We start from the raw sequence: 23,603 nt of genomic DNA on the forward strand, positions 1-23,603 counted from the left end.
GAATTATACATTTTGAGCAGTCAAAAAGAACTCATTTAATAATTCTTTTATTAATTTTTTTACAGAAGTTATTTTGTTTATCCTATATGCATTTTCTCCAGCAAAAGCAAATCCGTTTTCGAGAAAACCAAGTTTAGCATTGGTCAATGCTTTTGCTATACAATAAGGAGCTTTTTTAAAATTGCAGGTTTTCAAACATTTCCAGTAGCATTTTACAGGCTTGGTAATTCCTTTTGTTACTAATTCTATAAATTTGTTTTTAATAGCTCTACCTGGAAGTCCAACAGGACTATCAATTATCACTATGTCCTCTTTCTTGCAATTAATATATGTTTGCTTAAATTCATCAGATGCGTCACATTCAAATGTTGCAACGAATCTTGTAGCCATTTGCACGCCATCGGCCCCTAATTTTAAAAATTTGTATACGTCAGCCCCATTAAAAATACCTCCAGCAGCTATTACTGGAATGTCTTTGTTATATTTATTTTTGTATATTTCCAAGGCTTTTTTAACATCGAGTAAAATTTTTTCTAGCGAAAAATTTGGATCAAACAATTGTTCTTTTTTAAAGCCAAGATGCCCACCTGCTTTAGGTCCTTCAACTACTACTGCGTCTGGTATAATCTTATACTTTTTGTCCCAATATTTGAAAATTACATCTACAGCCCTTTTTGAGGAAACTATTACACCAATTTTTGTATTAGACTTTTTAAGTTCTTCAATTGGGATTTCCAGGGGAAGTCCGGCACCGAGAAATGCAATATCTATTTTTTCACGTATAGCTGTTTTTAGAAGCTCGTAATAATCTGTGAGTGCTACCATAATATTTACTCCTATTATTCCGTTTGTTAATTTTCTTGCTTTCCTTATTTCATTAATCAAGGCTCGTTGATTTGCTTCCTTGAAGTTAGTTTCAAAATCTTTTTCTAGCATTCCAATACCAGCGGCACCAATTACACCAATTCCACCTTCATTTGCAACAGCAGAAGCGAGACCAGAAAGGGAAATTCCCACACTCATTCCACCCTGAATTATTGGAATTTTTGTTTTTAAATCACCAATACGCAGTTTTGGAATATTATTAATCATAAATACACCTCCGTAATTAATTGTCAATAAAATTATACTACATTAACTTTCTTAAAGCAAATTAATTTTATAATTATGCAATAATGCTTTAAATATGCGCATTGTTTGAATTTATTGTTGTAAGTTAATGTTTAAGTATTTGAATTTATACTTAAATTTATAATAAATATCCAAGATATATTGACTAATTTAGATTTTGTGGTAGAATTTTAAACGATGGCGCCGGGGTGGCGGAATTGGGAGACGCAGCGGACTTAAAATCCGCTGGGGGTTACACCTCCGTGTCGGTTCGAGTCCGATCCCCGGCACCACTTGAAAATAATGTTTTTTAGGGTATAATAATTATAGACGGTGCGGGGTGGAGCAGTCTGGTAGCTCGTTGGGCTCATAACCCAAAGGTCGCAGGTTCAAATCCTGCCCCCGCTACCAGAAAAAGGAGCGGTAATTCCGCTCCTTTTTATTAATTTGATAAGGTGGGGATATATTGAGAGGTTATTTTCATAAATATCATGTTTTCTCAAATATATTTTCAATTTTAGCTTACCTTTTATCCTCATTTATAAATTCAACTGCTGCAAGGATGAATTTATCGTATTCCATAATTGGTGCTATAAATTTTGTTGGTGCCACATCGTATGTTGTTGGAAGTTTAAGTTTTGGGCATATTGGAGATAAATTTGGGCATAAAAAATTCATATTTATATCGACTATTATTTTTTCAATTTTCATTATTATTTCCCTACAATTTTCTGGTATTGTATTTTTGTTTTTTCTAGCCATAGTTTCCAACCTTTTTTTTGGAAGTTTTTATCCTCAAATAGAGGGATTAATTGCTAAAAGTGAAAGTTCCTTGAAAATAGATCATTCTAAAATTACAATGAGGTTTAATCTTTCATGGAGCTCTGGAAATATTTTAGGAATGGCTTTTGGGCCTTTTTTGACTGTAAAAACCCCCTATTTGATATTTTGGTATGGAATTCTTTTAAATTTAATCTCAAGTTTTATTATTTGGCGAGATTATAATAAAAATGGAGATAAGATTCATTTTATCCCAGCTCGCAAATTGATAAATGAAAAACTGATAATCGATTTTCCCAATATAAGAAAATATAGAAGAGCTTATAGATTAACTTTATTTTTTTCGGGACTTTTATATACTTCAATATTATCTTTATTCCCAAAAGTTATAAGTCTGTCAGGTATTTCCCTGAGTTTCACAGGTTTTATAATAGTTTTTGCAAATATAGCAGTGTTTTTTGTCTTTATTGTACTTGGAAAAATCAATATATGGGCAGGAAGACCAAAAATTTCATTTTTGTTTTTGTTAGTTTTGCCAATAACATCAGTCTTGATGTTTTTAAAAATGACGCCAGTTTTGTTTGTCATTTTATCGTTCCTGGGTGGAATGTGCTATGCTATTCCATACACATTTGCCATATTTTATGGTCTAAGTTCGCAGGAAAACGACCAAGGAAAACAAGGAGGGTTTCACGAAGCAACGATTGGAATGCTTTTTGGATTTGGACCACTGATTGGAGGATTTTTTTTAGATATTTTTCAAAATATGTATGGTTTAGGTATTATGGGAATAATTTTATCCATTATTGTTACAGTAATACAAATAAAATTTATTAAAAGTTTAAATCTATGATTGAAATTTTTTTCTAACAATTTTATTTAATTTTGTTTGATAATAAACTGTTTAACTCGTCTTTTGTGAGTATCTTTGATAAAAAAGTAACATTTTCAAAAGAGTATCCTTCGTTTATCATCTCTTTTAATATATTGACAATCATTTTATTTATTTTCCTATTTTCGACCATTTTATCCAAAATTTCAAATGCTTTAGTAGTTGGAATTTTGTTTCTGTATGGCCTTTCTTCTGTTAGTGCAACAAAGATATCAACTACTTGAAGTAGTTGAGCTAATATAGGAAGTTGACTTTCTGTAAAACCGTATGGATACCCGGAACCATCTAACCTTTCATGATGAGCTGCACTGATACTCACAATTTCATTTAATTCAGAGTATTTTTCAAGGAGTAGTCGTGTAAATACAATATGTTGTTTCATTATAAACATTTCACAAGTGGGTAGTTTTCCTGGATGGTGTAAAATTTTTAGTGGAGTTTTAATTTTTCCAAGATCATGAAGAAGACCAGCAGTGTACATGAGAAGAGCATCATACTTTGATTCTGTAATTCTAAATGTCAGATCTCGTGCAAGTGCAGCAATTGATGAAGAATGCCTATATGTAAATAGTGATCTGAAGTCTATTAATGCAGCAATAATTTCAAAAAAATTTGTAGCTATATCAAGAGAAATTCTTCTCTGTTCAAGTGCAAATAATTTAAAGAATTTTTCTGGATGTTGATTGCTGAATATGTGTGCCATATCTTCGAGATTGCTCAGTAAATCATTAACTGCGTCTAGGACTATTTGTTTTAAATTAAACTTATTTATTAACTTTTTTAAATAGCATACATTTTCATTTATATTTGAAAATTGTCCAGCTCTTATTGCAAGACTAATTTTGTCAGCAATAAATAAAATGTTAGAAATGAGAGATACTTTAGGCTTTGAATTGTCTTTAATTGGGTTATGGTGGTGAAGAATAGCCAGCAAATATTCTTCAGAAAGTCTTGGAACTTTTGTGTAATTTAAAGCTTTAAATGAGATAAGTGCATAATGTACTTTATCAGCCATATTGTCAAAATTGGGTAAGGTATTGAAGACATAATAACCTTCAGGATCAAAAGTTACCGTTATTCTATCCATTGGTATTGTTTCTCTCATAAATGCAAATCCTAAATCATGAAAAAAACCGGCTATAAATGTTTGTTGAATATCTTCGGTATTGTTATTAATTCTTTTCATGATAAGCGCTGAAATCTTTGCAACGTCAAGACTATGGATAGCTAAATCGGGAAAAACCTCTTTACACAGTTGGAAAAACATATCGTACAAATACCACTCTGGAATAGATTTAAAACAAGTTTCCATATTTTCCATACTTTCACTCCTCAACTCAATATTTCTTTAATGTTTACTGAGTTGTTAGCATTACTATTTTACCATTTTTGTTTTGATTAAAACAAAAAAATTTTAAAGACTCTGTATTTTTCGGCTATGTAGGTCGATTTAAAAAATTATACTAAAAGCTATGGCAAATTTTGATTTTTTAAAATTAAGGTTAAAAGAATTAGTTAAAAAAGTTCCATAAATGTCTGCGAGAAGGTCATAAAGTTCGCACTTTCCTTTTTTCGAAATTAAATCATAAATTTCTTTTCCCAAACCAATTATTAGAGTAAAAAGTGGGGAATGATTTCCAAGTATGGGTGAGAAAAATGATGAGATCATTAGACTAATATTCAAATGTAAATATTTATCAAGTGGTAAGTTGTAAGAAAAACAATAGGTCAAAGTAAGAAAAAGTATAATGAAAATAACAAGTTTTTTTATTTTACCCCTCCTTTCGTAAGCAATAAATGTTCCAGCATTTCTGGTAAATATATTGGGATCAAAATCAACATCATATCCAAGTTTTTACGCAAGTTTATGTGTTATTCTTGGAGCATCGACTATCAATATGCTTTTTTCTAATTTCTTTAACTTTTAAAAATTCCACAAGTTCAATAAGATACTTTATGTGTATGTTTTTTATGTTATTGTTTGAGAAACCAATAAAGCATTTACTTTAACTTCTAATGCTTTTTTAACAAAATATTCTACAGGTATTTGACTTCCTTTGAGTATTCTTTTAAGAGATTGAAAAAATATTTGTTCTTGATAAATGTACTATCTAATCCTTTGCTACCGTTGATTAAATGTTTTATATTTGCAAAAACTCCTTTTCTAAAGTTTTAAACAAGTCATTTTTAACAATTTTTTTCGAGTATTTTTTGTTTTGCTCTTTTTTGAATAATTTTTAAAAAGTATTTCATCTCCAAGATTTCTTGTGTGTTTGAAAATATATTTTGCTGTTTTGATTGCCAAATATCTATCAAACATAAATGGAGTGTGAATTGTTTTTGTCAACATTTCAAGAAGTTGGATATCTTATTTGTCCAGATTGAAAGGGAACAAGTATTTTAAAGGTGCTTTAGAGAAAACTTTTCTAGACATTTAAGCTTGTGCAAGTTCATACAAAAATTCGTTACCTAATTGATGTCTCTAAACAAAATACTGTATAGAGAATCATTTAGCATTATATCTAATCTTTTGAAAGTTCTCATTACGACAATTTTGGGTATGCAAAGTTCCAAAGTATATAACTTTACTTGTCTTATATATCTATCAACTTCATACGAAACTTACTTTGTTGCAGGCTTTTCTAATGAGCATCTGCAAGACTTATGCGAATCTGTGGCATAGCTTTTATTAAATCGCTCCTTTTTGTTTTAAAATGAATTTTTAACACTTTAATGTTAACAAAAAAGTTATAAAGACGCAAAATCATTTGCTGAGATTTAACGTCATTTATTGATGCTTATCTTTTTTTATAGTGAGGTTTATTTTGTTTAATTGTTTTTATTACTGAATATTCGAACTTTTTTGGCTTTTTATAAAAAATGTTTGCATATTATAATTTTAATATGGTAGAATATTGTTGCTAAAATTTCTGAAGGAGTGTTTTGATGAAAAAATATTTATTTGTTATAGTAGTTTTTGTAAATTGTATTGTTTTAGGCAATTTTTTTATAATTAACTATTATTTGCAACCCGGAGACACAATATATACCTTATCAAAAAAATTTTCTGTTTCTCCTTCTATTTTGATTGATTGGAATAATGTTGATCCTTATAATTTGAAAATTGGTCAAGTTATAAAGATTCCACAACCCGAGGGGATAATTTATGAGGTTAAGCAGGGAGATACGTTGTATGATATTTCTCTTAGATTTTTTACTACTATAGATGCAATAAAAAGGGCAAATGATTTAAAAAATGATTATATTTTTGTTGGGCAAAAATTATTTGTACCTGTAAAAGATATTGGTCTTGCATTTAATGTATATGATAAAAATTTTATATGGCCTGTTTTTGGTAGAATTACTTCTACGTATGGTTGGAGAGAACATCCTATATTTCATAAACGGTCCTTTCATACTGGAGTAGACATTGCTGCCCCTGAAGGAACTCCAATATTTTCGGCAAGTGATGGAGTTGTAGAGTTTGCTGGTGAATATGGCGGATATGGTTTGGCAGTTATTGTTGATTATGGTAAATATAAAATTATATATGGACATATGTCTAGAGTGTCGGTATATAAAGGTCAAACAATTTCAAAAGGAGAACTTATTGGGAGAGTAGGTTCAACAGGGTTGAGTACAGGTCCACATCTTCATTTTGAAGTTAGAATTGGCAACAAGCATACAAATCCCATGGTTTTTCTCCCGTCTTATAATAGAATGTACGTTTTGAAAAGTGATAATGTTTACCTTGGTGGTGAATAATTTTGGCTTCAAGAATTTTTTATGAAAGAGTTTATAGAATTGAAGAGGATTTTGAAAAAATTTCAGAAGAGTTGTATGATTTAGAATTTAGTAATTTTTATTCTTTAGAAAATGATGAAGGAAAGTTTTTAATTCTTGTTTCCGATAAGCCGGAAGAGTTGAAGTATTTGGAAGAGAAATTAACGTTTAGCAAAGAGTTTGTAGAACAAAGGAAAACTAATTCAGAAGATTGGATCAAGAACATTATTACTAAACCTTTTGAGTATATTAAGGGAGTATATGTAGATCCAGATCACCATGATAACATAAATGCAGAACATGTTATAAGAATAGTTCCTGGACTTGCATTTGGTACAGGACTTCATGTTACTACAAAACTGGCGGGTGAAATGCTAAGAAAATATTTGAAACCAGGTATGGAAGTGTTAGATTTAGGATGTGGGAGCGGAATATTGAGTATTTTGGCTAAAAAATTGGGTGCTTCTAAAGTGTTAGGAGTTGATAATGACAAAATTGCAGTCGAAGTTGCCAGAGAAAATGTAAAACTTAATAATGTGGAAAATGTCGAGATTAGAGAATCAAATTTATTAAGAAATGTGACCGGAAAATTTGATTTGATTGTATCAAATATTTTAGCCGAAATTTTGATAGAAGCGCTAAAAGATATTAAAAATTATTTAAAAGAAGATGGAATAGTAATTTTATCCGGTATTATTGATTCGAAACTCCATCTTTTTGAGAATTTGAATGTAATAGAACATCGGAGGAAAGCTGAATGGAATTCCTTAGTGATAAAGCCTTAAGAAAAATTGTTAATAAACAACTTGAAGTAGAGGCAACTAATTTTTGGAAAGTTGCCTATTTTTGTATTTACAATTTTCCTGTAGTCATTGAAAGTTTACCAATTAAAAATGGTAAACCTTTTCCGACAATCCACTATTTAACTTGCCCTTATTTACTAAAAGAAATTTCCAGACTTGAAGAAAAGGGTTTTATAAAATATTTTGAGCAAAAAATTGAAAATGATGAAAAATTTAGAGAAAAAGTTTTTGAGGCTCATATTGAAGTAATAGAAAAAAGAAGAAAATTTTTTGAAACAGTGCAAGAGTTAAAACGATATGAATTGTGGAAAGAAAAACTTTTAAATGTTGGTACTGGAGGAATCCGAGATTGGACAAAGGTAAAATGTTTACATTTACATACGGCAGATTATCTTTCAGGTATAAAGAATCCCATAGGAGAAGAAGTTGTGAAGTTAATAAAAAAAACTACTTGTAATGACAGGTATTGTAAAAAATTTTTGGAGGAGTAAAAAATATGGAATTGGAGATAATTATTCCAGGTAAGATTTCTAAACACCTTTTCGATTCTTATAATTTTTATGTTGACAAAATAAAAAGGTTTTCAAAGATTAAAGTCAATTTTGTGAAATTAGGTGGAGATTTAAATAAATTGCCAAAAAGTGTGGTTTTAAAGAGAGAGGCAGAAGAAATCTTAAAAAAACTAAAAGGAAATGATTATGTTTTAATTGATTTACATGGGAAGATGTTAAATAGTATTGAGTTTTCGAAAATGTTAGAAAATTACAGATTAAAGGGAAAGATTCATTTTGTAATTGGTGGTCCATTGGGAATTGACGAAAAAATTGTTAACGGAGCATTAGAAAGAATTTCTTTGTCGCAGCTAACATTTACACATGAATTGGCTTTAATTATATTACTTGAACAAATATTTAGAGGTTTTAAAATTATGAATAATGAAAATTATCATTATTAGGAGGTAGATATGAAAATATTCGTTGCAACTTCAAATGATCATAAAGTTGAGGAAATTAGAAGAATTTTAGAAGATTTTCAAATTGAAATTGAAAAATCTCCTAAAAAAATTTTTGTAGAAGAAAATGGTGAGACTTTTTTAGAAAATTCTGTAAAAAAAGCATATTATTATGGAAATATTCTTGGGACACCTGTTGTAGCGGATGATTCAGGTTTAGTTATTGATTATCTTGGAGGGTTTCCAGGAGTAAAAAGCGCACGTTTTATGGAAAACAGACCGTATAAAGAAAGGATGATAGAAATTTTGAGATTAATGAAAATGGCAGAAGATAGATCTGCAAAATTTGTTTGTGTGGCAAGTTATTACAACCCAAAAACGAGTTTTTTAATTTCTGTAGAAGGAGTAATAGAAGGAGAAATTTCATATGAAGTTAAAGGTGAAAAGGGATTTGGTTATGATCCAATATTTATTCCTGAAGGTTATAAGGAAACTTTTGGAGAGTTAGGACAAAAAGTTAAAGATGAAATAAGTCATAGAAGTAGGGCATTTAAAAAGTTATTTTCTATAATTACAAAAATTGGTGACATATTGGAACTAGGAGATGACAGAAAGTGAAGATTGTTTTATTATCATTAGGTGGAGCATTAGGAGCGCTATTGAGATATTATATTTCTAAATTTGTTAATTCTAGTTTTTCATTTAGTTATGTTCCATGGGGAACTGTTTTAGTGAATGTAGTAGGAGCCTTCCTGTTGAGTTTTATTATTTTCACATCACAGGAACGATACGAATTACCTTCAAACTTTATTTTATTTTTTGGTTCAGGTTTATTGGGGGCATTTACAACTTTTTCAACGTTTACGTATGAAGCTTTGGTTTTATATATAGAAGTACCATTAAGAGGTTTTATTTATTTTGCTTCAAATATTGTATTAGGTTTTTTAGCTGCATATTTAGGGATGATTCTCGGAAGGGGGAGACTACATTGAAATTATTAAGAATATATATGGGGGAGAAAGACACAAAAGGTGGAAAACCGTTAGCTGAATACATTGTTGAGCTTGCATATAAAAGTGGAATGAGTGGTATAACTGTTTGTAAAGGAATAATAGGATTTGGAAAGAAACGACATATTCACAGAAGTGACTTTTTTACTCTTTCAGAGGATCTTCCGATTATAATAGATGTAGTTGATGAAAGAGAAAAAATCGAAAAATTTCTTGAAAAGGTACAATCTCTTGAATTTGATGGTTTAATAGTAGAAATACCAGTTAATGCTTATTATATGGAGAAAAAAGGATGAAAATTCTTTTGACTTGTACAGCAGGTTTAGAAGCAGCAACTGCTTTAGAAATAAGGAGAATGGGATATAAAATAATAGAATCTACTTCAGGAAGATTGTTTATTGAAGCAGCAATAAGAGACATTCCAAAACTAAATTTATGGCTTAGAACAGCAGAAAGGGTTTACATTGTTTTAAATGAGAAAAAAGTTGAAAGTTTTGATGAACTTTTTGATGTAATTTATGAGATAGACTGGAATAAGTTTATTGATGATGGTAAAATTTTAATCAGCGATGTAACTGTGAGGAATTCGAAACTTTCGGCAAAAGGTGCAATTACATCAGTGGCCACTGCGGCGATATGGAAAAGAATTAAGAGAAAAATTTATAGATCAGAAAACATTTTTCCTATTAGATTAATTTTGAAAAACGATGTTCTGTTAGTTCTTTTGGATACAACAGGCAGGAAAGCTCTAAGTAAAAGGGGTTATAGGTTAAAAACGTCAAAAGCACCGATAAGAGAAACAATAGCTGCTGCTATGCTTCTTCTTTCAAGATGGGATGGTACTGTTCCGTTAATTGATCCTTTTTGTGGAAGTGGGACAATTTTGATTGAAGCTGCTTTATATTCTTTGAAAATTCCTCCGGGAATAAATAGAAAGTTTGTTTCAGAGAATTGGGAGTTTTTGTATAAATATTGGCTTTCTGAAAGAAACAAGTTAAATAATTTATACAATTTGACAGAATATCAACAAAAAATCATTGGTTTTGATATTGATTCTAAAGTCATAGAAGTTGCGAAAGAAAATTCAAAGAAGTTAAATTTAATTTTTTTGGATTTCCAAGTAAGAGATTTTAATAATATTGAACCTATAGATAGGAAAGTTTATATTATCACTAATCCACCATACGGAGAAAGATTAAAGTCGAATGTTGAATTGAAAGACATATGGGAAAAATTCCCTAAGGCAAATGTATATATTTTATCTCCTGATAATAAATTTGAGAAGAAAGTTGGGAGAAAAGCTAGGAAAAAAATAAGATTTCAAAATAGTGGAATTTGGGTTTGGTATTATATGTTCTATTAAGGGAGGAATCTATGACTGAAATATTGAAATTTATAAGCGAAGAAGGTATAAAAGTAAAAAAACCTGCAAGGTATATAGGAAATGAATATAATTCAATTTATAAAGATCCAAAAGGTAAATTCAGAATTGCTCTTTCATTTCCCGATTTGTATGAGCTTGGAATGTCTCATTACGGATTAGAAATTTTGTATCATCTTTTAAATTCGATGGAGAAAGTCTACGCGGAAAGAGTATATTTACCTTGGGTTGATATGATAGAATTAATGGAAACAAAAAACATTCCCCTTTTTACTCTCGAAACGAAAACACCAATAAAGTTTTTAGATGCTATTGGAATATCTTTAGAATATGAATTGTCATTTACCAATGTTTTAAAACTTCTTCAGCTTTCACAAATACCAATTCGTGCTGAACAACGAGCAGAAGATGATCCTTTGGTGATAGGTGGTGGTCCGGTAACTTACAATCCTGAACCAATTTCTCAAGCTTTTGACATTATTTATATCGGTGATGGAGAAAAAAATCTTAAAAAATTAATCGAAGTTCTTATTGAGTCAAAAGGTGAGAAAAGAATCGATAGGTTAGAATATGTTAGCAAATTAAATGGAGTTTACGTACCAATCTTTTACAAACAAATTGGTCGAAAAATAATTCCAGTGTCAAATGTGCCGAAAATTATACGAAGAAATATAATTTCCGATTTGGATGAAGCTATAGTTCCAGTAAATAAAGTGTTACCAAATGTAGAAAGCACACATGATAGAGCGATAATAGAAATAAGTAGGGGCTGTACAAGAGGTTGTAGATTTTGCCAGGCCGGATATGTTTATAGACCTGTAAGAGAAAGAAGTTTACAAAACGTAGTAAGTTCAGCAATTGAAATGATTAATAAGACGGGATATGGAGAAATGTCACTTCTTTCTTTGTCAGCGATGGACCATAGTTTGATACAGGAAATAGTAAATGAGTTATTGTCATTTTCTAAAAAATATAGAATTTCAATCTCCATTCCTTCAACAAGAGTAGATGCATTTAATGTAGAGGTGGCATCAAAAATTGCCTCTATCAGAAAAACAGGAATTACTTTAGCGCCAGAAGCGGGTTCTCAAAAAATGAGAGATAAAATAAACAAAAACGTCAGTTTTGATGATATTTTCAATAGTGCTTTTAATGCAAAGAAAGCTGGTTGGAATAGAATAAAATTATATTTTATGGTGGGATTTCCTAATGAAAAAGAGGAGGATATACTAGAAATAGGTACTTTGTTAAAAGAAATAAAAAGATTAAAATTTCAAAGGATAACTGCATCTATCAATCTTCTCGTTCCTAAACCACATAGTGCGTTTCAGTTTGCAAGGCTTCAATCGTACGAGTATACAGAATATGTAAATAATTTATTGAGACCATATAGAAAATTTGCTAGAATTGATATAAGTGATGGTAAGAAGAGTTTTATTGAAGGGGTAATTTCTAGGGGAGACAGGAAAATTTTTGAAGTACTTATTAGAAAATTCAAAAAATCTTTTTACGATGATTGGACTGAATTTTTCAGTTTTGAAGATTGGCTTGAATCTTTTAAAGAATCTGAAGTGGAAATTGAAGAATATTTAGGGCCATACGATATAAATACAGATTTTCCGTGGGAACATATAGATTCCGGAATCACCAAAGCGTTTTTGTGGAAGGAGTATACAAAGTACTTAAATAAGGAAATAACGAAAGATTGCAGGTGGAATACCTGTAGCTACTGCGGGGTATGTCAGATTTATAGAGTGGGAAATTTGGTGAAAAAAGTAGTTTGATTATTTGCTTCAACAAATTAATTATGATATAATACCTTTTGAAAAAAGAATTGGTGGAGGTGTAGAAATGGCAAGTGTTATGTTAATTATTCATACAATTATCTCAATTGTGTTAATTTTTTTGTCTCTAAAACAAATGGGAAAGTTTGCGGAATTAGGTGGTGCGTTTGGTTCAGGAGCTATGAACACAATATTTGGTAGAGAGAAAGGTCTTGACAAAGAAGGTAAAATAACTGTTCTTTTTGGTGCACTATTTTTCATTTCGAGTATTTTAACAGCATTTTTTATTTCTAGATAAATGATTTTGGGGTGGTGTATTTGAGCTTCTTAGATCCTGAAAAACAAATAGAAATAATAAAAAGAAACGTAGTTGATTTTGTTTCCGAAAAGGAGTTGTTGGAAAAGTTGAAAGAAAAAAGGCCTTTGAGGATAAAATTAGGTGTGGATCCTTCAAGGCCTGATCTCCATTTGGGGCATGCTGTTGTTTTGAGAAAGTTAAAAGAATTTCAAGATCTTGGACACCATATAATATTGATAATAGGTGATTTTACCGCAAGAATTGGAGATCCTTCAGGTAGAAATTCTACAAGACCTATTCTTTCTGAAGCAGAAGTAAAACAAAATGCACATACATACGCAGAACAGGCATTTAAAATTTTGGATAAGGAAAAAACAGAAATAAGATTCAACGATGAATGGTTAGGGAATATGAAATTTGCCGATGTGATAAATTTATCAGCCAAGTATACTGTAGCACGGATGTTAGAACGAGATGATTTTTCAAAGAGGTTGAAAGAAGGAATTCCAATAAGTGTTTCTGAGTTTTTATATCCATTAGCTCAAGCATATGATTCTGTAGCAATAGAAGCTGATGTTGAATTAGGAGGTACAGATCAATTATTTAACTTGCTTGTTGGAAGAAAAATTCAAGAAGAATATGGCCAAAAACCTCAAATAGTTATTACAATGCCCATAATTGAAGGTACTGATGGAAATCTTAAAATGAGTAAAAGTTATGGAAATTATATAGCTTTTAATGATGAACCTAACGAAATGTATGGTAAAATTATGTCGATCCCTGATACTCTTATAATAAAGTATATGAGGCTACTTACAGATATTCCGGAAAATGAAATAACAGATTATGAAAAAATGATAAAAGATGGTAAAATTAATCCCAGAGATGTTAAAATGAAATTAGCACGCGAAATAGTAAGTTTCTTTTATAATGAAGAAGAAGCTTTAAAAGCTGAGGAGAATTTTGTAAAAGTATTTAGGAAAAAAGAACTTCCAGAAAATATTCCTGAAGTAGAATTATCCCCTGGAGAGTACAATATAGTTGATTTAATTGACAGAATAAATATTTTTTCAAGTCGAAGTGAAATAAAAAGAACAATTGTACAAGGTGGAGTTTATTTTGATAACAACAGGATTAATAATTTTAAGGATAATGTAATAATTGATAATGAACATATTTTAAGGATTGGCAAGAGAAGATTTTTTAAAATCAAGGTTAAAAGTTAAGAAATTTTAAAAAATACTTGAAATAAGTTTACAAAAAATGATATAATACAATTGTATGATGAATTTGAAGGGAACACAAATCAGGAAGGGAGGTATTTTTTATGAAGAGATATTTTGTTATTATTGTTGCTATCTTGGTTTCAGCATTCGCTTTTGCACAATTAAAAGACGTACCAACAGACCACTGGGCTTATGAATCAATTGAGGCATTAGTCAATGCAGGTATAGTTCAAGGTTATCCTGACGGGACATTTAGGGGTGCTACAAACGTTACTCGTTATGAAGTTGCTGTTTTATTATCAAGGCTTATGAATAAGATTGAACTTGAATTAGGTGAGGTAATTAAAAACAGATATTTAAATTCATTGAAGCTCATTAACGCAAATAAAGGTCAAATTAGTTCTCTTTACAAAGTTGTAAAAGGTAACGCCGATATGCTTGATGAGTTAGCAGCAAAAGTTGGAGATATCGAAAAAGCGTTAGCAATTGTCGAAAATTTAAAAGTTACACTTGATATTCATGAAGGCGACATAACAGCACTTTATGATATATCTGGTAAGTTAAAAAAAGAACTTGGTGGATTAAATGTAAAGATTGATAAAATGAATAGTTTGTTAGAAACACACGAAAAAGATATTATGGCAATTTATGAAGAATTAAAAACAAAAGCATCAAAAGAAGATGTTGATACAATAGTTAATGATGCATTAGCAAATGTCAATGGTCAGATTGAATTTTTGTATAAGAAAATTAATCTTTCAGAAGAAAATGTAAAGGCTTACGCAGATGAGAAAGTAAGCGAATTAGCCGGTAAAGTTTTGAACATTGAATCTACAGTAAATGATGGATTGCCCGTTTTAAGAGATCTTGTATATCAAAATTCAACAAATATAAAGAATCTTGAAGTTAAACTTATGAAATACATCAAGGTAAAAATTAATAGTGTAAACAAGAACCTTAATACTGTAAAGGAAATGGCCACATTTAATTCCGATACCTTAAATGGATTGGCAATGAAACTTGGAGAAGTCGAATATGCGTTAAGGAAGAAAGTTGAAGATGTTGAAAAGAATGTAGAAAATATTAATGCTAATTTAGAAACGAAAGCAGATAAAACAACAGTTGATGAATTAGCCGGAAAAGTAAAAACAAATAACGTCTTATCCATATTCGCATTATTGTTAGGTGCAGCTGGACTTGGTGTAGCAATTTATGGTATAATGAATCCATAATTTGATTAATGATAATATAGGGTTAATATAACTTTATTAATTGAGAGGGAGGTATTAGTATGAAGAAGTTGTTAGTTGCGGTTTTAGCATTGTTTGTTTTTAGTGTTATTTATGCAGGTTCAGCAACTCCTCAGGTTTCTTGGACAGGTTCTGCCTACTTTTCATTGGGTATAGATGAAAAAGGTGTAGATATTGATGGTGGTTTGAGTTCATTTACTCTTAGTGTTTCACCAACTGGCAGTACTGAAGCAGGAGTAAGTTTTTGGTTTGATTTTATTGCTGGAACATGGGGTTTTAACTCCTTAACATTTGAAAATGATTACTTTGGTCTTACTTATGCAGAAGGTGCAGTTGGATTCAACAAATTCTTTGGTGGTTTAACAGATACTAATGGAGATTATGTACCAGATACACCAGTGCTTGATGGTATAGCGGAAGATAACATTGATGTTAATGTAAAAGTAGTTGACGGTTTAGAAATTGTGTTTATGGATCTTGTTTCAGGTGAAGTAGATTACGATACAGGAGATGCAACAGGTCATGTATGGTTTGATGATTTCTTAGGTGTCAAATACAGTATAGCAGGAGTTAACCTTGCAGCAGCAATTTATGATACTGATACTGATCCATCAACAAGTACATTAGAATTTGGTGTTACTGCAGATAAAAACTTAGAATTTGACTTTGGTTCAGTAGCTCTTGAAGCAGTTGTAGCAAGTGCGGCAAGCCCAGTATACGGATTAAGCGAAGCATTTAATGGTACATTTGGTATTGTATCACTTACTCAAAACTTCAAATGGTTTGAAAATGTTAATTTACTTACCTACAAGGGTGACGATGCACCAACTGGAAAAGCTTTTGATGTAACAGCAGCAGTTGATTATGGTGTAACTGATAATGTATCAGTTAATGGAAGCTTAGGATTTGTTATTGCTGATCTTACAACACCATCAAACTTTACAGTACCAGTAACACTTGGTGCAGATTTTGCAAGCGCATTTACTGCAGGAGTATCGCTCTCTTGGGCTGATGTTCTTGGAGCAGCTACAGCAATCACTGCAAGTGTAAATGCAGGTTATGAAGCTGACATGTTTAATCTTGGATTAACAGCAAAATGGGCTGACTTAGTTGGCGCACCATCAGCAATCGAGCTTAATTTAACTGCAGGTGTTACAGTTGATATGGTTACAGGTTCTGTAGGACTTTACTGGGCTGATCTTTCAGATGCAACAAATGTTGTAGCAGATATTAGTGTCAAAGTAGTACCACTTGATGCTTTGACTTTAACTGCAGCTGCTAAATATGCTGGAGGAGTATTTGGTTACAACGCAGGTCTTACTTGTGTAATTGATGATAATACAACATTTAATGCATTCTACGGAACACTTTACGACAAAGATGGCGATGGAGTAATCGATATCAATGATACCGATGCACAATGGTACCTCAAACTTGAATGGAGCACAAGCTTCTAATAACTTAAAGATAGATTTTTTAACCCCGCCAGTTGGCGGGGTTTTTATTTTTTTTTGTAAACTTATTATTCATTTTTTGAAACATTTAAAGAGTATAATTAATGTGTGAATATAAGAACATAGGAGGTGTTTGAAAATGTATAACGAAATAATTGATATTAGAGCTAGAGAAGTTCTTGATTCCCGCGGAAATCCTACTATTGAAGTTGAAGTTATGTTAGAAGATGGTTCCATAGGTAGATCAATAGTTCCATCGGGTGCTTCTACAGGTAAATTTGAGGCTTTAGAATTAAGAGATGGTGATAAAACGAGATATTCTGGTAAAGGAGTACTTAAGGCAGTTAAAAATGTTAATGAAATTCTCGCACCAAAATTAATTGGTCTTAACGCTTATGATCAAGTTCTTCTTGATGCTACAATGTTGGAAATTGATGGTACAGAAAATAAAAGTAACGTCGGAGCTAATGCAATTTTAGGTATTTCAATGGCAGTAGCAAGAGCTGCAGCAGCTTCTTTAGATTTACCTTTGTATAAATATTTAGGTGGAGTTAATGCAAAAGTGTTGCCAGTTCCATTTATGAACGTAATAAATGGTGGTGCACATGCTGATAACAGTTTAGATATTCAAGAATTTATGATTGTTCCTGCAGGTGCTTCAAGTTTTAAAGAAGCATTAAGATATGGCGCGGAGACTTTTCATGTGCTTAAAAAGTTGTTAAAAGAACAAGGCCATGTTACTGCAGTTGGTGATGAAGGAGGTTTTGCACCAAATTTGAAAAATAACGAAGAAGCTATTCAAATTTTAATTCAAGCTATAAAGAGTGCAGGATATGAACCTGGTAAAGATATATACATTGCTCTTGATGTTGCAGCAAGTGAGTTTTATAATGAAGAAACTGGTAAATATCATATTGATGGTGTTGACAAGACCGTCGATGAGTTGATTGAGTATTATGAATCTTTGATTGATAAGTATCCAATAATCTCGATTGAGGATCCGTTTGACCAAGAAGATTGGGACGCATATTCAAAATTCAATGCTAGAGTTGGTAGCAAGATACAAATTATAGGTGATGATCTGTATGTAACAAACGTAAAGAGACTCCAAAAGGGTATAGAATTAAAAGCAACAAATTCAATATTAATTAAACTTAATCAAATAGGTTCTGTTACTGAAACACTGAATACAATAGAAATGGCCAAAACAAATAATATGACAAATGTTATATCCCATAGATCAGGAGAAACAGAAGATACATTTATTGCTGATCTTGCAGTTGCAACAAATGCAGGAATGATCAAAACTGGTTCTCTTTCAAGAAGTGAAAGGATAGCAAAATACAATCAACTATTAAGAATTGAAGAGGAACTTGGAGATGCGGCAGAGTATAAAGGACTTGATGCTTTTTATTCGATAAAGAGATAAAAATATGTAATAATAGGGTGTAAACTAGTAAAGGCCGTCTTTTAAGACGGCCTTTATAATTTTCTGACTGCGTCAAATTTTTCCTGATCAGCAACATGTAAATAAATGCTTGTAGTACTTAGATTTGTATGCCCAAGGAGTTCTTGTACGATCTTTACACTTACTCCTTTTCTTATTAAATGTGTTGCATATGAATGTCTCAAAGTATGAGGATGAACATCCTTTTTTATATTTGCTCTTTTTACTCCTTCTTTAACCCATCTGAAAACTGTTGAAGGATGAACATGTTTTCTACCATTTTCAAATACAAATATTTTAGGTTCGAATGTATCGATATATTTATGTAATAAAGGCATTACTTTTTCAGGAAGAGGTACCAGTCTGTCTTTTCTACCTTTTCCCATTTCTACTCTTAAAAAAGGTGGCAAAAATGAAATATCTGAAACTCTTAAATTACACAATTCGCCTATACGGAGTCCTCCATAGTACAAAAGAGAAATAGCGGTTCTTTGTCTGAGTTCATTTTCTTCATCGAAAGAATTAATTAAATTCTTAATTTCTTCTTCGGTTAAAAAATCTGGGATTTTTCTTCTTATCCTTGGATGTTTAATTCTTTCCATTGGATTAAATGAAATTGTACCTGATAATTCTAGATAATTAAAAAATGTTGAAAGACTGGAAATATATCTAGAAATTGTTGTTTCTCTTGGACTAATACCAAGTAACTTTCCTTTTGATAAGGCTTTTAAAAACTCTTCTACATCTTTTCTAGATATACTTTTAACATCTTTATTTAAGAAATAAAGAAGTTTTTTAACATCTTTAAGGTAAGCTTTTACAGTGTTATCAGAATGTCTTCTAACATGTTCAAGATAGTCTTTGAAATTTTCAAGTAATTCTTCCATAGTTATCACCTTAGTATTTTTTTTAGATACTTGCCTGTTATTGAATTTCTTGAATTTGCAATTTCTTCTGGTGTGCCTTTAGCTACGATATACCCGCCGTCTTCACCGCCAACAGGACCTAAGTCAATTATATAATCTGCTGTTTTAATTATATCTAGATTATGCTCAATTACGATTACAGTGTTTCCTTTATCAACTAACCTATTCAAGACATCAATAAGTTTTTTAACGTCTTCAAAATGAAGTCCTACTGTTGGTTCATCAAGAATGTATACAGTATTTCCAGTTGAACGTTTTTTCAATTCTGAAGCAAGTTTTACTCGCTGTGCTTCACCACCCGATAAAGTAGTTGCTGGTTGGCCTAGTTTAATATAACCTAAACCAACATCAGATAGAACTTGAAGAGTTGATTTAATGGAAGGAATGTTATAAAAGAATTCAAGAGCTTCATCCACAGTCATTTTAAGTATATCAGAAATATTTTTATTTTTATATGTTACTTCCAGAGTCTCAGAGTTGTATCTTTTACCTTTACAAACTTCGCATTCAACGTATACATCTGGAAGGAATAGCATTTCCACTTTTATTATACCTTGTCCCTGACAATGTTCGCATCTACCACCTTTTACATTGAAGCTAAATCTTCCAGGAGTATAACCTCGAGCTCTTGCTTCTGGAGTCATAGCGAAGAGTTTTCTTATTTCGTCAAACACTTTTGTATATGTAGCTGGGTTACTTCTTGGAGTTCTTCCTATCGGTGATTGATCAATTGCGATAACTTTATCAATGTATTCTGTACCTTCTATGGTGTCGTATTCCCCTTCAGACATATTTGATTTATGTAGTTTATTCATGAGAGCAGGAAACAGAGTATCAATTATAAGAGAGCTTTTTCCGGAACCAGACACACCTGTTATACAAATAAAAGTTCCAAGCGGAAAAGAAACATCTAAATTTTTTAAGTTATTATGTCTGGCCCCTTTTAATACAAGATATTTGCCGTTTCCCTTTCTTCTAAATTTTGGGATCTCAATTTTCTTAATTCCTTTAAGGTATTGAGCAGTAATTGATGTAGATAATACTTCGTCGATTTTTGATATTGGACCTTGATAAATAATTTTACCACCATTGATACCTGCTGCTGGTCCTATATCAACAATATAATCGGCATTTCTAATTACATCTTCATCATGCTCAACAACAATAACTGTGTTCCCCAAGTCTCTAAGTCTTTTAAGTGTTTTTATTAATCTTTCGTTATCACTTTGATGAAGACCGACTGTTGGTTCATCTAAAACGTAGGTGACGCCCGTAAGGCCTGAACCTATTTGAGTAGCTAGCCTAATTCTTTGTGCTTCACCTCCGGATAAAGTTTTAACATTTCGTGATAAGGTTAAGTAACCTAAACCAACTTCGTTTAAAAATTGAAGTCTTTTTTCAAGTTCATCGAGAAGTTCCTTAACAATTTTTAGCTTTTTTTGTGAAAGAGTCATTTTTAAATTTTTAATGAATTCAAGTTCTTTAGAAATTGGAAGATTTGTAAAATCCATTATATTTATACCATTTATCTTAACTGATAAAGCTTCTTTACGAAGTCTCTGACCGTGACATTCATGGCATTCCTTTTCCACAAAAAATTTATCTACAAGCCATTGTCTAGAATCTTCCGATGTATATTCATCATATCTTTGTCTTAAAATTTCGACTAAACCATCAAAAAAAGAAGTTCCATATAAAATAGCTTCTTGTGTTTCTTCAGGAAGATCTTTAAAAGGACTGTTAAAATCTCCACCGTAAGTATTTAGAATTCTTACGATTCTTCTAGGAATCCATCCATTTTCTTTATGCCCAATTTTAATTGCTTCCAATACAGGTTTATCGTAGTCAATTACCTTTTTTTCGTCAACTTCTAAAGTAAAACCCAATCCGTGACATCTGGGACACGCACCGTATGGACTGTTAAAAGAAAAAAGTTTTGGAGTAATTTCCGGCATAGAAATGCCACAAACAGGACACATCATCTTTTCTGAATAGATTTTTTCGTTATTCTTTTCGATATCTTTAATTAATACAAATCCATTTCCTTCTTTCAAAGAAAGTTCTACTGAATCAAAAACTCTGTGTCTTATTTCTTTTTCGTCAATTAAAGTTAGTCGATCAACGATGAGATTAATGTTGTGTCTCACATTCTTATTCAAGTTTGGTACTTCTTCTAATCTAAATACTTCTCCATCAATTTCAACTCTTAAGTAACCTTTTTCCAAAAATTTTTCAAAAACCTCTTTGAAAGTTCCCTTTTTTTCAGTGGCAATGGGAGCTTCTATATAAATTCTTTTTCCTCTGAAATTTTCAAAAATATCATCTATAATTTCGTCAATACTTTTTGACTCAAGAGTTCTTCCGCACTTATAGCAGTATGGTGTACCAATTTGAGAAAATAAAACTCGTAAGTAATCATATATTTCGGTTACTGTTCCTATAGTAGAACGTGGATTGTGAGAGACACTTTTCTGATTGATGGCAATAGAAGGGGAAAGCCCTTCTATACTTTCTACATCAGGTTTTTTTAATTCTCCTATAAATTGCCTTGCGTATGATGAGAGACTTTCCAGATATCTTCGTTGTCCTTCGACATAAATGGTATCTAATGCCAAAGAACTTTTTCCGGAACCTGACATACCAGTAATAACTGTTATTTTATTTTTTGGGATTTTAACAGTTATGTTCTTTAAGTTATGTACTTTTGCACCTTTGACTATGATGTAAGCCATCTTTTCCCTCTTTATATTATGTATTTGTTAATAATAAGATACTCAATTATAATTTTAACACTTTTTTCAACGTTGTGAATATGTGTATCAATTTCAATATCGGGATTTTCCGGGGGAACGTAAATTTTATTTACGTATTCTGTAAAACTACTTAATTTGGTTAATCTTTTTTCTCTTATTTCTTCTGGACATTTTAAATAGACCTCAATGAAAGGAAAAATAGAACTATTTTTTATTCTTTCCCTCTCATCTTTTATAGGAGAAACACTCGGAATGATAGGAATAATTCCTGCATCAGCTAAAATAAAGGAAAGGATTCCCAATCTTCTTATTCTCTCCCGAATGTTTTTAATTTCAAAACCTATATCTTTGAAGAGTTCTAATGTATATTTTCCTTCAAGAATATATGAATTCAAATTTTTTACTGAAAAAAATTCATTTAGTTTTTTAGCGATAGTAGATTTTCCAGTTTTACTTTTTCCAGTGATCCAAATTATAAAGCTATTCATCGTTTACAATTTCCTCCAATTTTTTCAAACCGTTATCTATTGTAATAGAATTGTTCAAAATCAATTTTAATATGTCCATTACATTCTTATGAAATTTTACGTATTTTTTATCAAAAGGAATTGGCTGAGCTATTTTTGAGGTATATTCAAAAGTTTCCTTAAAAGGGATATTATCAGGAATATAATTATCAAAAAATTTCACGAATTTTTGAGAAAACTCATTGATAAACAATGGATTTTTTAAAAATGTTGCAAGCCAAGCAGTAAAGTAAGTATTTCCATCTTTAGTTGTAGCAAATCCTTTATAATCTTTAAAAGGTATCATAGGATAAGGTAAAGGGAGGACTTTAACATTATCACTTTTTTCTAAAATTAGAGGCATCAAAAAAGAACCTTGGAAAAGAAATCCTACGTTACCTTTTAAAAACTCTGCAATTTGAGCATCTCTATTAAGGAATTTGAAGTTAAAAAGACCGTTGTTATACCAGTTTTTAATTAACTCAATAGCTTTTTTAGTAGCTTCATCAGTTAAAACAAATTTATTATCAATCAAAGGAATTTTCCCGTATCCCATTAAAAATGTTGAAAACCAATATGCACTTATGGGATTAATGGCTACTGGTTTTATACCATTCTTTAGGAGATTTTTTGAAATTTTTTCAAAATCGTTTAAAGACCAATTAAGTTTGTCTATATTAGTAATGTTAGTATTTATATATACTACCTGAGTATCGTAGTAAAAAGGAATAAATGAGTTGTCTTTTAATATATTTAATTCTAGATAAGTTGGAAAGTCAAAAGCACTAACCATTATCACCTCTGGTAGATTAACACCAGATTTACTCATAGTTACAATTTTTGTTGAGATTTTAGGAACTTCAAGTATTTTAAAAAACAAGTGGTGTCTTGAGGAGTATTGATTTAAATATTCTTTTATAAAATCAGTACCTTCCCATGAAACCCAAATTTCCCATTCTTTTTTATTTAAAATTTCTGCATCAATTTTGATTTCTTTAACTTTTTCACCATTGTACCTGATCACACCGTCTAGGTTTTCTAAAATATCATACTTATTTCCAAGGTATTCTTTAGTGTCTGTTATTATCTTTATCTGATTTAGTTTTCTGAATGGTGGTATCAGTTCGATAATTGTGAACTTCTCTTTATCGATTTTTAAATTATACTGGTTTCCATTTAACATTATTTGGAAAGGAAATAATAGTGTTACAATGAGGGTTAATAAAATAATTACGAATTTTTTCATTA

Annotated in this window: 22 protein-coding genes, 2 tRNA genes and 1 pseudogene; 17 read left to right on the forward strand and 8 right to left on the reverse strand. The window is 30.9% G+C overall.

All coding sequences use genetic code 11. The features are described 5' to 3' along the window. Nucleotides 1-3: 3 nt before the first annotated feature. The gene (locus BUB65_RS03350) at nucleotides 4-1,092 is read right to left on the reverse strand and encodes an NAD(P)H-dependent flavin oxidoreductase (protein WP_073072207.1); all 1,089 of its coding nucleotides are present in this window, start codon (nucleotides 1,090-1,092) and stop codon (nucleotides 4-6) included. A 221-nt stretch (nucleotides 1,093-1,313) separates the two neighbouring features. On the opposite strand from BUB65_RS03350, the gene BUB65_RS03355 reads away from it, so the two are divergent. The 3 genes from BUB65_RS03355 to BUB65_RS03365 all read left to right on the forward strand — a co-directional run bounded on the left by BUB65_RS03355 (nucleotide 1,314) and on the right by BUB65_RS03365 (nucleotide 2,743). After that, nucleotides 1,314-1,403 (forward strand) — tRNA-Leu (locus tag BUB65_RS03355). Between the two features lie 41 nt (nucleotides 1,404-1,444). Continuing rightward, nucleotides 1,445-1,521, forward strand: a tRNA-Met gene (locus tag BUB65_RS03360). A 55-nt stretch (nucleotides 1,522-1,576) separates the two neighbouring features. Next, nucleotides 1,577-2,743 (forward strand): MFS transporter, encoded by a 1,167-nt coding sequence (locus tag BUB65_RS03365; protein ID WP_073072210.1) that lies wholly within the window; start codon nucleotides 1,577-1,579, stop codon nucleotides 2,741-2,743. A 22-nt stretch (nucleotides 2,744-2,765) separates the two neighbouring features. On the opposite strand, the gene BUB65_RS03370 is transcribed toward BUB65_RS03365, so the two are convergent. From BUB65_RS03370 to BUB65_RS08440, 3 genes and pseudogenes are all read right to left on the reverse strand, one after another. After that, nucleotides 2,766-4,103, reverse strand: a complete 1,338-nt coding sequence (locus BUB65_RS03370) for an HD domain-containing phosphohydrolase (protein WP_073072213.1) — start codon at nucleotides 4,101-4,103, stop codon at nucleotides 2,766-2,768. Between the two features lie 843 nt (nucleotides 4,104-4,946). After that, a complete protein-coding gene (locus BUB65_RS08435) occupies nucleotides 4,947-5,132 on the reverse strand; it encodes a lysine 5,6-aminomutase subunit alpha TIM-barrel domain-containing protein (protein WP_073072217.1) in 186 nt (61 codons plus the stop codon). 119 nt (nucleotides 5,133-5,251) lie between these two features. Continuing rightward, nucleotides 5,252-5,392 (reverse strand): annotated as a pseudogene (locus BUB65_RS08440) (lysine 5,6-aminomutase subunit alpha TIM-barrel domain-containing protein); the annotation flags it as partial. Nucleotides 5,393-5,728: 336 nt separating this feature from the next. Here BUB65_RS08440 and BUB65_RS03385 point away from each other — a divergent pair. The 14 genes from BUB65_RS03385 (at nucleotide 5,729) to eno (ending at nucleotide 18,152) form a co-directional block, all read left to right on the forward strand. Continuing rightward, a complete protein-coding gene (locus BUB65_RS03385; RefSeq protein WP_073072219.1) occupies nucleotides 5,729-6,547 on the forward strand; it encodes a peptidoglycan DD-metalloendopeptidase family protein in 819 nt (272 codons plus the stop codon). Nucleotides 6,548-6,549: 2 nt separating this feature from the next. After that, nucleotides 6,550-7,350, forward strand: coding sequence for a 50S ribosomal protein L11 methyltransferase (locus tag BUB65_RS03390; protein WP_234946739.1), 801 nt, complete (start codon nucleotides 6,550-6,552; stop codon nucleotides 7,348-7,350). Further along, the gene (locus BUB65_RS03395; RefSeq protein ID WP_073072221.1) at nucleotides 7,323-7,859 is read left to right on the forward strand and encodes a DUF501 domain-containing protein; all 537 of its coding nucleotides are present in this window, start codon (nucleotides 7,323-7,325) and stop codon (nucleotides 7,857-7,859) included. The genes BUB65_RS03390 and BUB65_RS03395 overlap by 28 nt, the downstream gene beginning before the upstream one ends. 5 nt (nucleotides 7,860-7,864) lie before the next feature. Further along, nucleotides 7,865-8,323 (forward strand): 23S rRNA (pseudouridine(1915)-N(3))-methyltransferase RlmH, encoded by a 459-nt coding sequence (locus BUB65_RS03400; protein ID WP_073072223.1) that lies wholly within the window; start codon nucleotides 7,865-7,867, stop codon nucleotides 8,321-8,323. A 9-nt stretch (nucleotides 8,324-8,332) separates the two neighbouring features. Further along, a complete protein-coding gene (rdgB, locus tag BUB65_RS03405) occupies nucleotides 8,333-8,938 on the forward strand; it encodes an RdgB/HAM1 family non-canonical purine NTP pyrophosphatase (protein WP_073072225.1) in 606 nt (201 codons plus the stop codon). Further along, nucleotides 8,935-9,312, forward strand: coding sequence for a fluoride efflux transporter FluC (locus BUB65_RS03410; RefSeq protein ID WP_073072227.1), 378 nt, complete (start codon nucleotides 8,935-8,937; stop codon nucleotides 9,310-9,312). The genes rdgB and BUB65_RS03410 overlap by 4 nt, the downstream gene beginning before the upstream one ends. Continuing rightward, entirely contained in the window at nucleotides 9,309-9,626 is a 318-nt protein-coding gene (locus tag BUB65_RS03415; RefSeq protein ID WP_073072229.1) for a DUF190 domain-containing protein, read from the forward strand. The genes BUB65_RS03410 and BUB65_RS03415 overlap by 4 nt, the downstream gene beginning before the upstream one ends. Beyond that, the gene (locus tag BUB65_RS03420; protein WP_073072231.1) at nucleotides 9,623-10,693 is read left to right on the forward strand and encodes a THUMP domain-containing class I SAM-dependent RNA methyltransferase; all 1,071 of its coding nucleotides are present in this window, start codon (nucleotides 9,623-9,625) and stop codon (nucleotides 10,691-10,693) included. Before BUB65_RS03415 ends, BUB65_RS03420 begins: the two co-directional genes overlap by 4 nt. A gap of 11 nt (nucleotides 10,694-10,704) precedes the next feature. Next, complete coding sequence (locus tag BUB65_RS03425) at nucleotides 10,705-12,495, forward strand: TIGR03960 family B12-binding radical SAM protein (RefSeq protein WP_073072233.1); 1,791 nt, start codon at nucleotides 10,705-10,707, stop codon at nucleotides 12,493-12,495. Nucleotides 12,496-12,562: 67 nt separating this feature from the next. Next, nucleotides 12,563-12,793: a preprotein translocase subunit SecG gene (secG, locus tag BUB65_RS03430; protein ID WP_073072503.1), complete on the forward strand. Its 231-nt coding sequence runs from the start codon at nucleotides 12,563-12,565 to the stop codon at nucleotides 12,791-12,793. A gap of 20 nt (nucleotides 12,794-12,813) precedes the next feature. Beyond that, complete coding sequence (gene tyrS, locus BUB65_RS03435; RefSeq protein WP_073072235.1) at nucleotides 12,814-14,019, forward strand: tyrosine--tRNA ligase; 1,206 nt, start codon at nucleotides 12,814-12,816, stop codon at nucleotides 14,017-14,019. A 101-nt stretch (nucleotides 14,020-14,120) separates the two neighbouring features. Continuing rightward, nucleotides 14,121-15,251 carry an S-layer homology domain-containing protein gene (locus tag BUB65_RS03440; RefSeq protein ID WP_073072237.1) on the forward strand — a complete coding sequence of 377 codons (1,131 nt, stop codon included), beginning with the start codon at nucleotides 14,121-14,123 and terminating at the stop codon, nucleotides 15,249-15,251. A 59-nt stretch (nucleotides 15,252-15,310) separates the two neighbouring features. Next, complete coding sequence (locus BUB65_RS03445; protein ID WP_073072239.1) at nucleotides 15,311-16,726, forward strand: hypothetical protein; 1,416 nt, start codon at nucleotides 15,311-15,313, stop codon at nucleotides 16,724-16,726. Nucleotides 16,727-16,862: 136 nt separating this feature from the next. Continuing rightward, nucleotides 16,863-18,152, forward strand: a complete 1,290-nt coding sequence (gene eno / locus BUB65_RS03450; RefSeq protein ID WP_073072242.1) for a phosphopyruvate hydratase — start codon at nucleotides 16,863-16,865, stop codon at nucleotides 18,150-18,152. 53 nt (nucleotides 18,153-18,205) lie between these two features. Here eno and xerA read toward each other — a convergent pair whose 3' ends face one another. The 4 genes from xerA to BUB65_RS03470 are packed head-to-tail and all read right to left on the reverse strand — an operon-like array spanning nucleotide 18,206 to nucleotide 23,601. Continuing rightward, nucleotides 18,206-19,057 (reverse strand): site-specific tyrosine recombinase/integron integrase, encoded by an 852-nt coding sequence (gene xerA / locus BUB65_RS03455; RefSeq protein ID WP_073072245.1) that lies wholly within the window; start codon nucleotides 19,055-19,057, stop codon nucleotides 18,206-18,208. 5 nt (nucleotides 19,058-19,062) lie between these two features. Beyond that, nucleotides 19,063-21,828: an excinuclease ABC subunit UvrA gene (gene uvrA, locus BUB65_RS03460; protein ID WP_073072247.1), complete on the reverse strand. Its 2,766-nt coding sequence runs from the start codon at nucleotides 21,826-21,828 to the stop codon at nucleotides 19,063-19,065. Between the two features lie 11 nt (nucleotides 21,829-21,839). Continuing rightward, nucleotides 21,840-22,337: an adenylyl-sulfate kinase gene (locus tag BUB65_RS03465; protein ID WP_073072249.1), complete on the reverse strand. Its 498-nt coding sequence runs from the start codon at nucleotides 22,335-22,337 to the stop codon at nucleotides 21,840-21,842. After that, nucleotides 22,330-23,601, reverse strand: coding sequence for an ABC transporter substrate-binding protein (locus BUB65_RS03470; protein ID WP_073072251.1), 1,272 nt, complete (start codon nucleotides 23,599-23,601; stop codon nucleotides 22,330-22,332). Before BUB65_RS03470 ends, BUB65_RS03465 begins: the two co-directional genes overlap by 8 nt. Between the last annotated feature and the right edge of the window lie 2 nt (nucleotides 23,602-23,603).

Source organism: Thermosipho atlanticus DSM 15807 (assembly GCF_900129985.1).
In the GTDB taxonomy this organism is placed as follows: Bacteria; Thermotogota; Thermotogae; order Thermotogales; family Fervidobacteriaceae; genus Thermosipho_A; species Thermosipho_A atlanticus.

Bases quoted from the DNA above. Each gene is read 5' to 3' on its own strand.
- xerA (WP_073072245.1), bottom strand. From the start codon at position 19,057: ATGGAAGAATTACTTGAAAATTTCAAAGACTATCTTGAACATGTTAGA.
- BUB65_RS03350 (WP_073072207.1), bottom strand. From the start codon at position 1,092: ATGATTAATAATATTCCAAAACTGCGTATTGGTGATTTAAAAACAAAA.
- BUB65_RS03445 (WP_073072239.1), top strand. From the start codon at position 15,311: ATGAAGAAGTTGTTAGTTGCGGTTTTAGCATTGTTTGTTTTTAGTGTT.
- BUB65_RS03420 (WP_073072231.1), top strand. From the start codon at position 9,623: ATGAAAATTCTTTTGACTTGTACAGCAGGTTTAGAAGCAGCAACTGCT.
- BUB65_RS03385 (WP_073072219.1), top strand. From the start codon at position 5,729: ATGAAAAAATATTTATTTGTTATAGTAGTTTTTGTAAATTGTATTGTT.
- BUB65_RS03425 (WP_073072233.1), top strand. From the start codon at position 10,705: ATGACTGAAATATTGAAATTTATAAGCGAAGAAGGTATAAAAGTAAAA.
- BUB65_RS03400 (WP_073072223.1), top strand. From the start codon at position 7,865: ATGGAATTGGAGATAATTATTCCAGGTAAGATTTCTAAACACCTTTTC.
- BUB65_RS03465 (WP_073072249.1), bottom strand. From the start codon at position 22,337: ATGAATAGCTTTATAATTTGGATCACTGGAAAAAGTAAAACTGGAAAA.
- BUB65_RS03395 (WP_073072221.1), top strand. From the start codon at position 7,323: ATGGAATTCCTTAGTGATAAAGCCTTAAGAAAAATTGTTAATAAACAA.
- BUB65_RS03470 (WP_073072251.1), bottom strand. From the start codon at position 23,601: ATGAAAAAATTCGTAATTATTTTATTAACCCTCATTGTAACACTATTA.
- secG (WP_073072503.1), top strand. From the start codon at position 12,563: ATGGCAAGTGTTATGTTAATTATTCATACAATTATCTCAATTGTGTTA.
- rdgB (WP_073072225.1), top strand. From the start codon at position 8,333: ATGAAAATATTCGTTGCAACTTCAAATGATCATAAAGTTGAGGAAATT.
- BUB65_RS03440 (WP_073072237.1), top strand. From the start codon at position 14,121: ATGAAGAGATATTTTGTTATTATTGTTGCTATCTTGGTTTCAGCATTC.
- BUB65_RS08435 (WP_073072217.1), bottom strand. From the start codon at position 5,132: ATGTTGACAAAAACAATTCACACTCCATTTATGTTTGATAGATATTTG.
- BUB65_RS03370 (WP_073072213.1), bottom strand. From the start codon at position 4,103: ATGGAAAATATGGAAACTTGTTTTAAATCTATTCCAGAGTGGTATTTG.
- uvrA (WP_073072247.1), bottom strand. From the start codon at position 21,828: ATGGCTTACATCATAGTCAAAGGTGCAAAAGTACATAACTTAAAGAAC.
- eno (WP_073072242.1), top strand. From the start codon at position 16,863: ATGTATAACGAAATAATTGATATTAGAGCTAGAGAAGTTCTTGATTCC.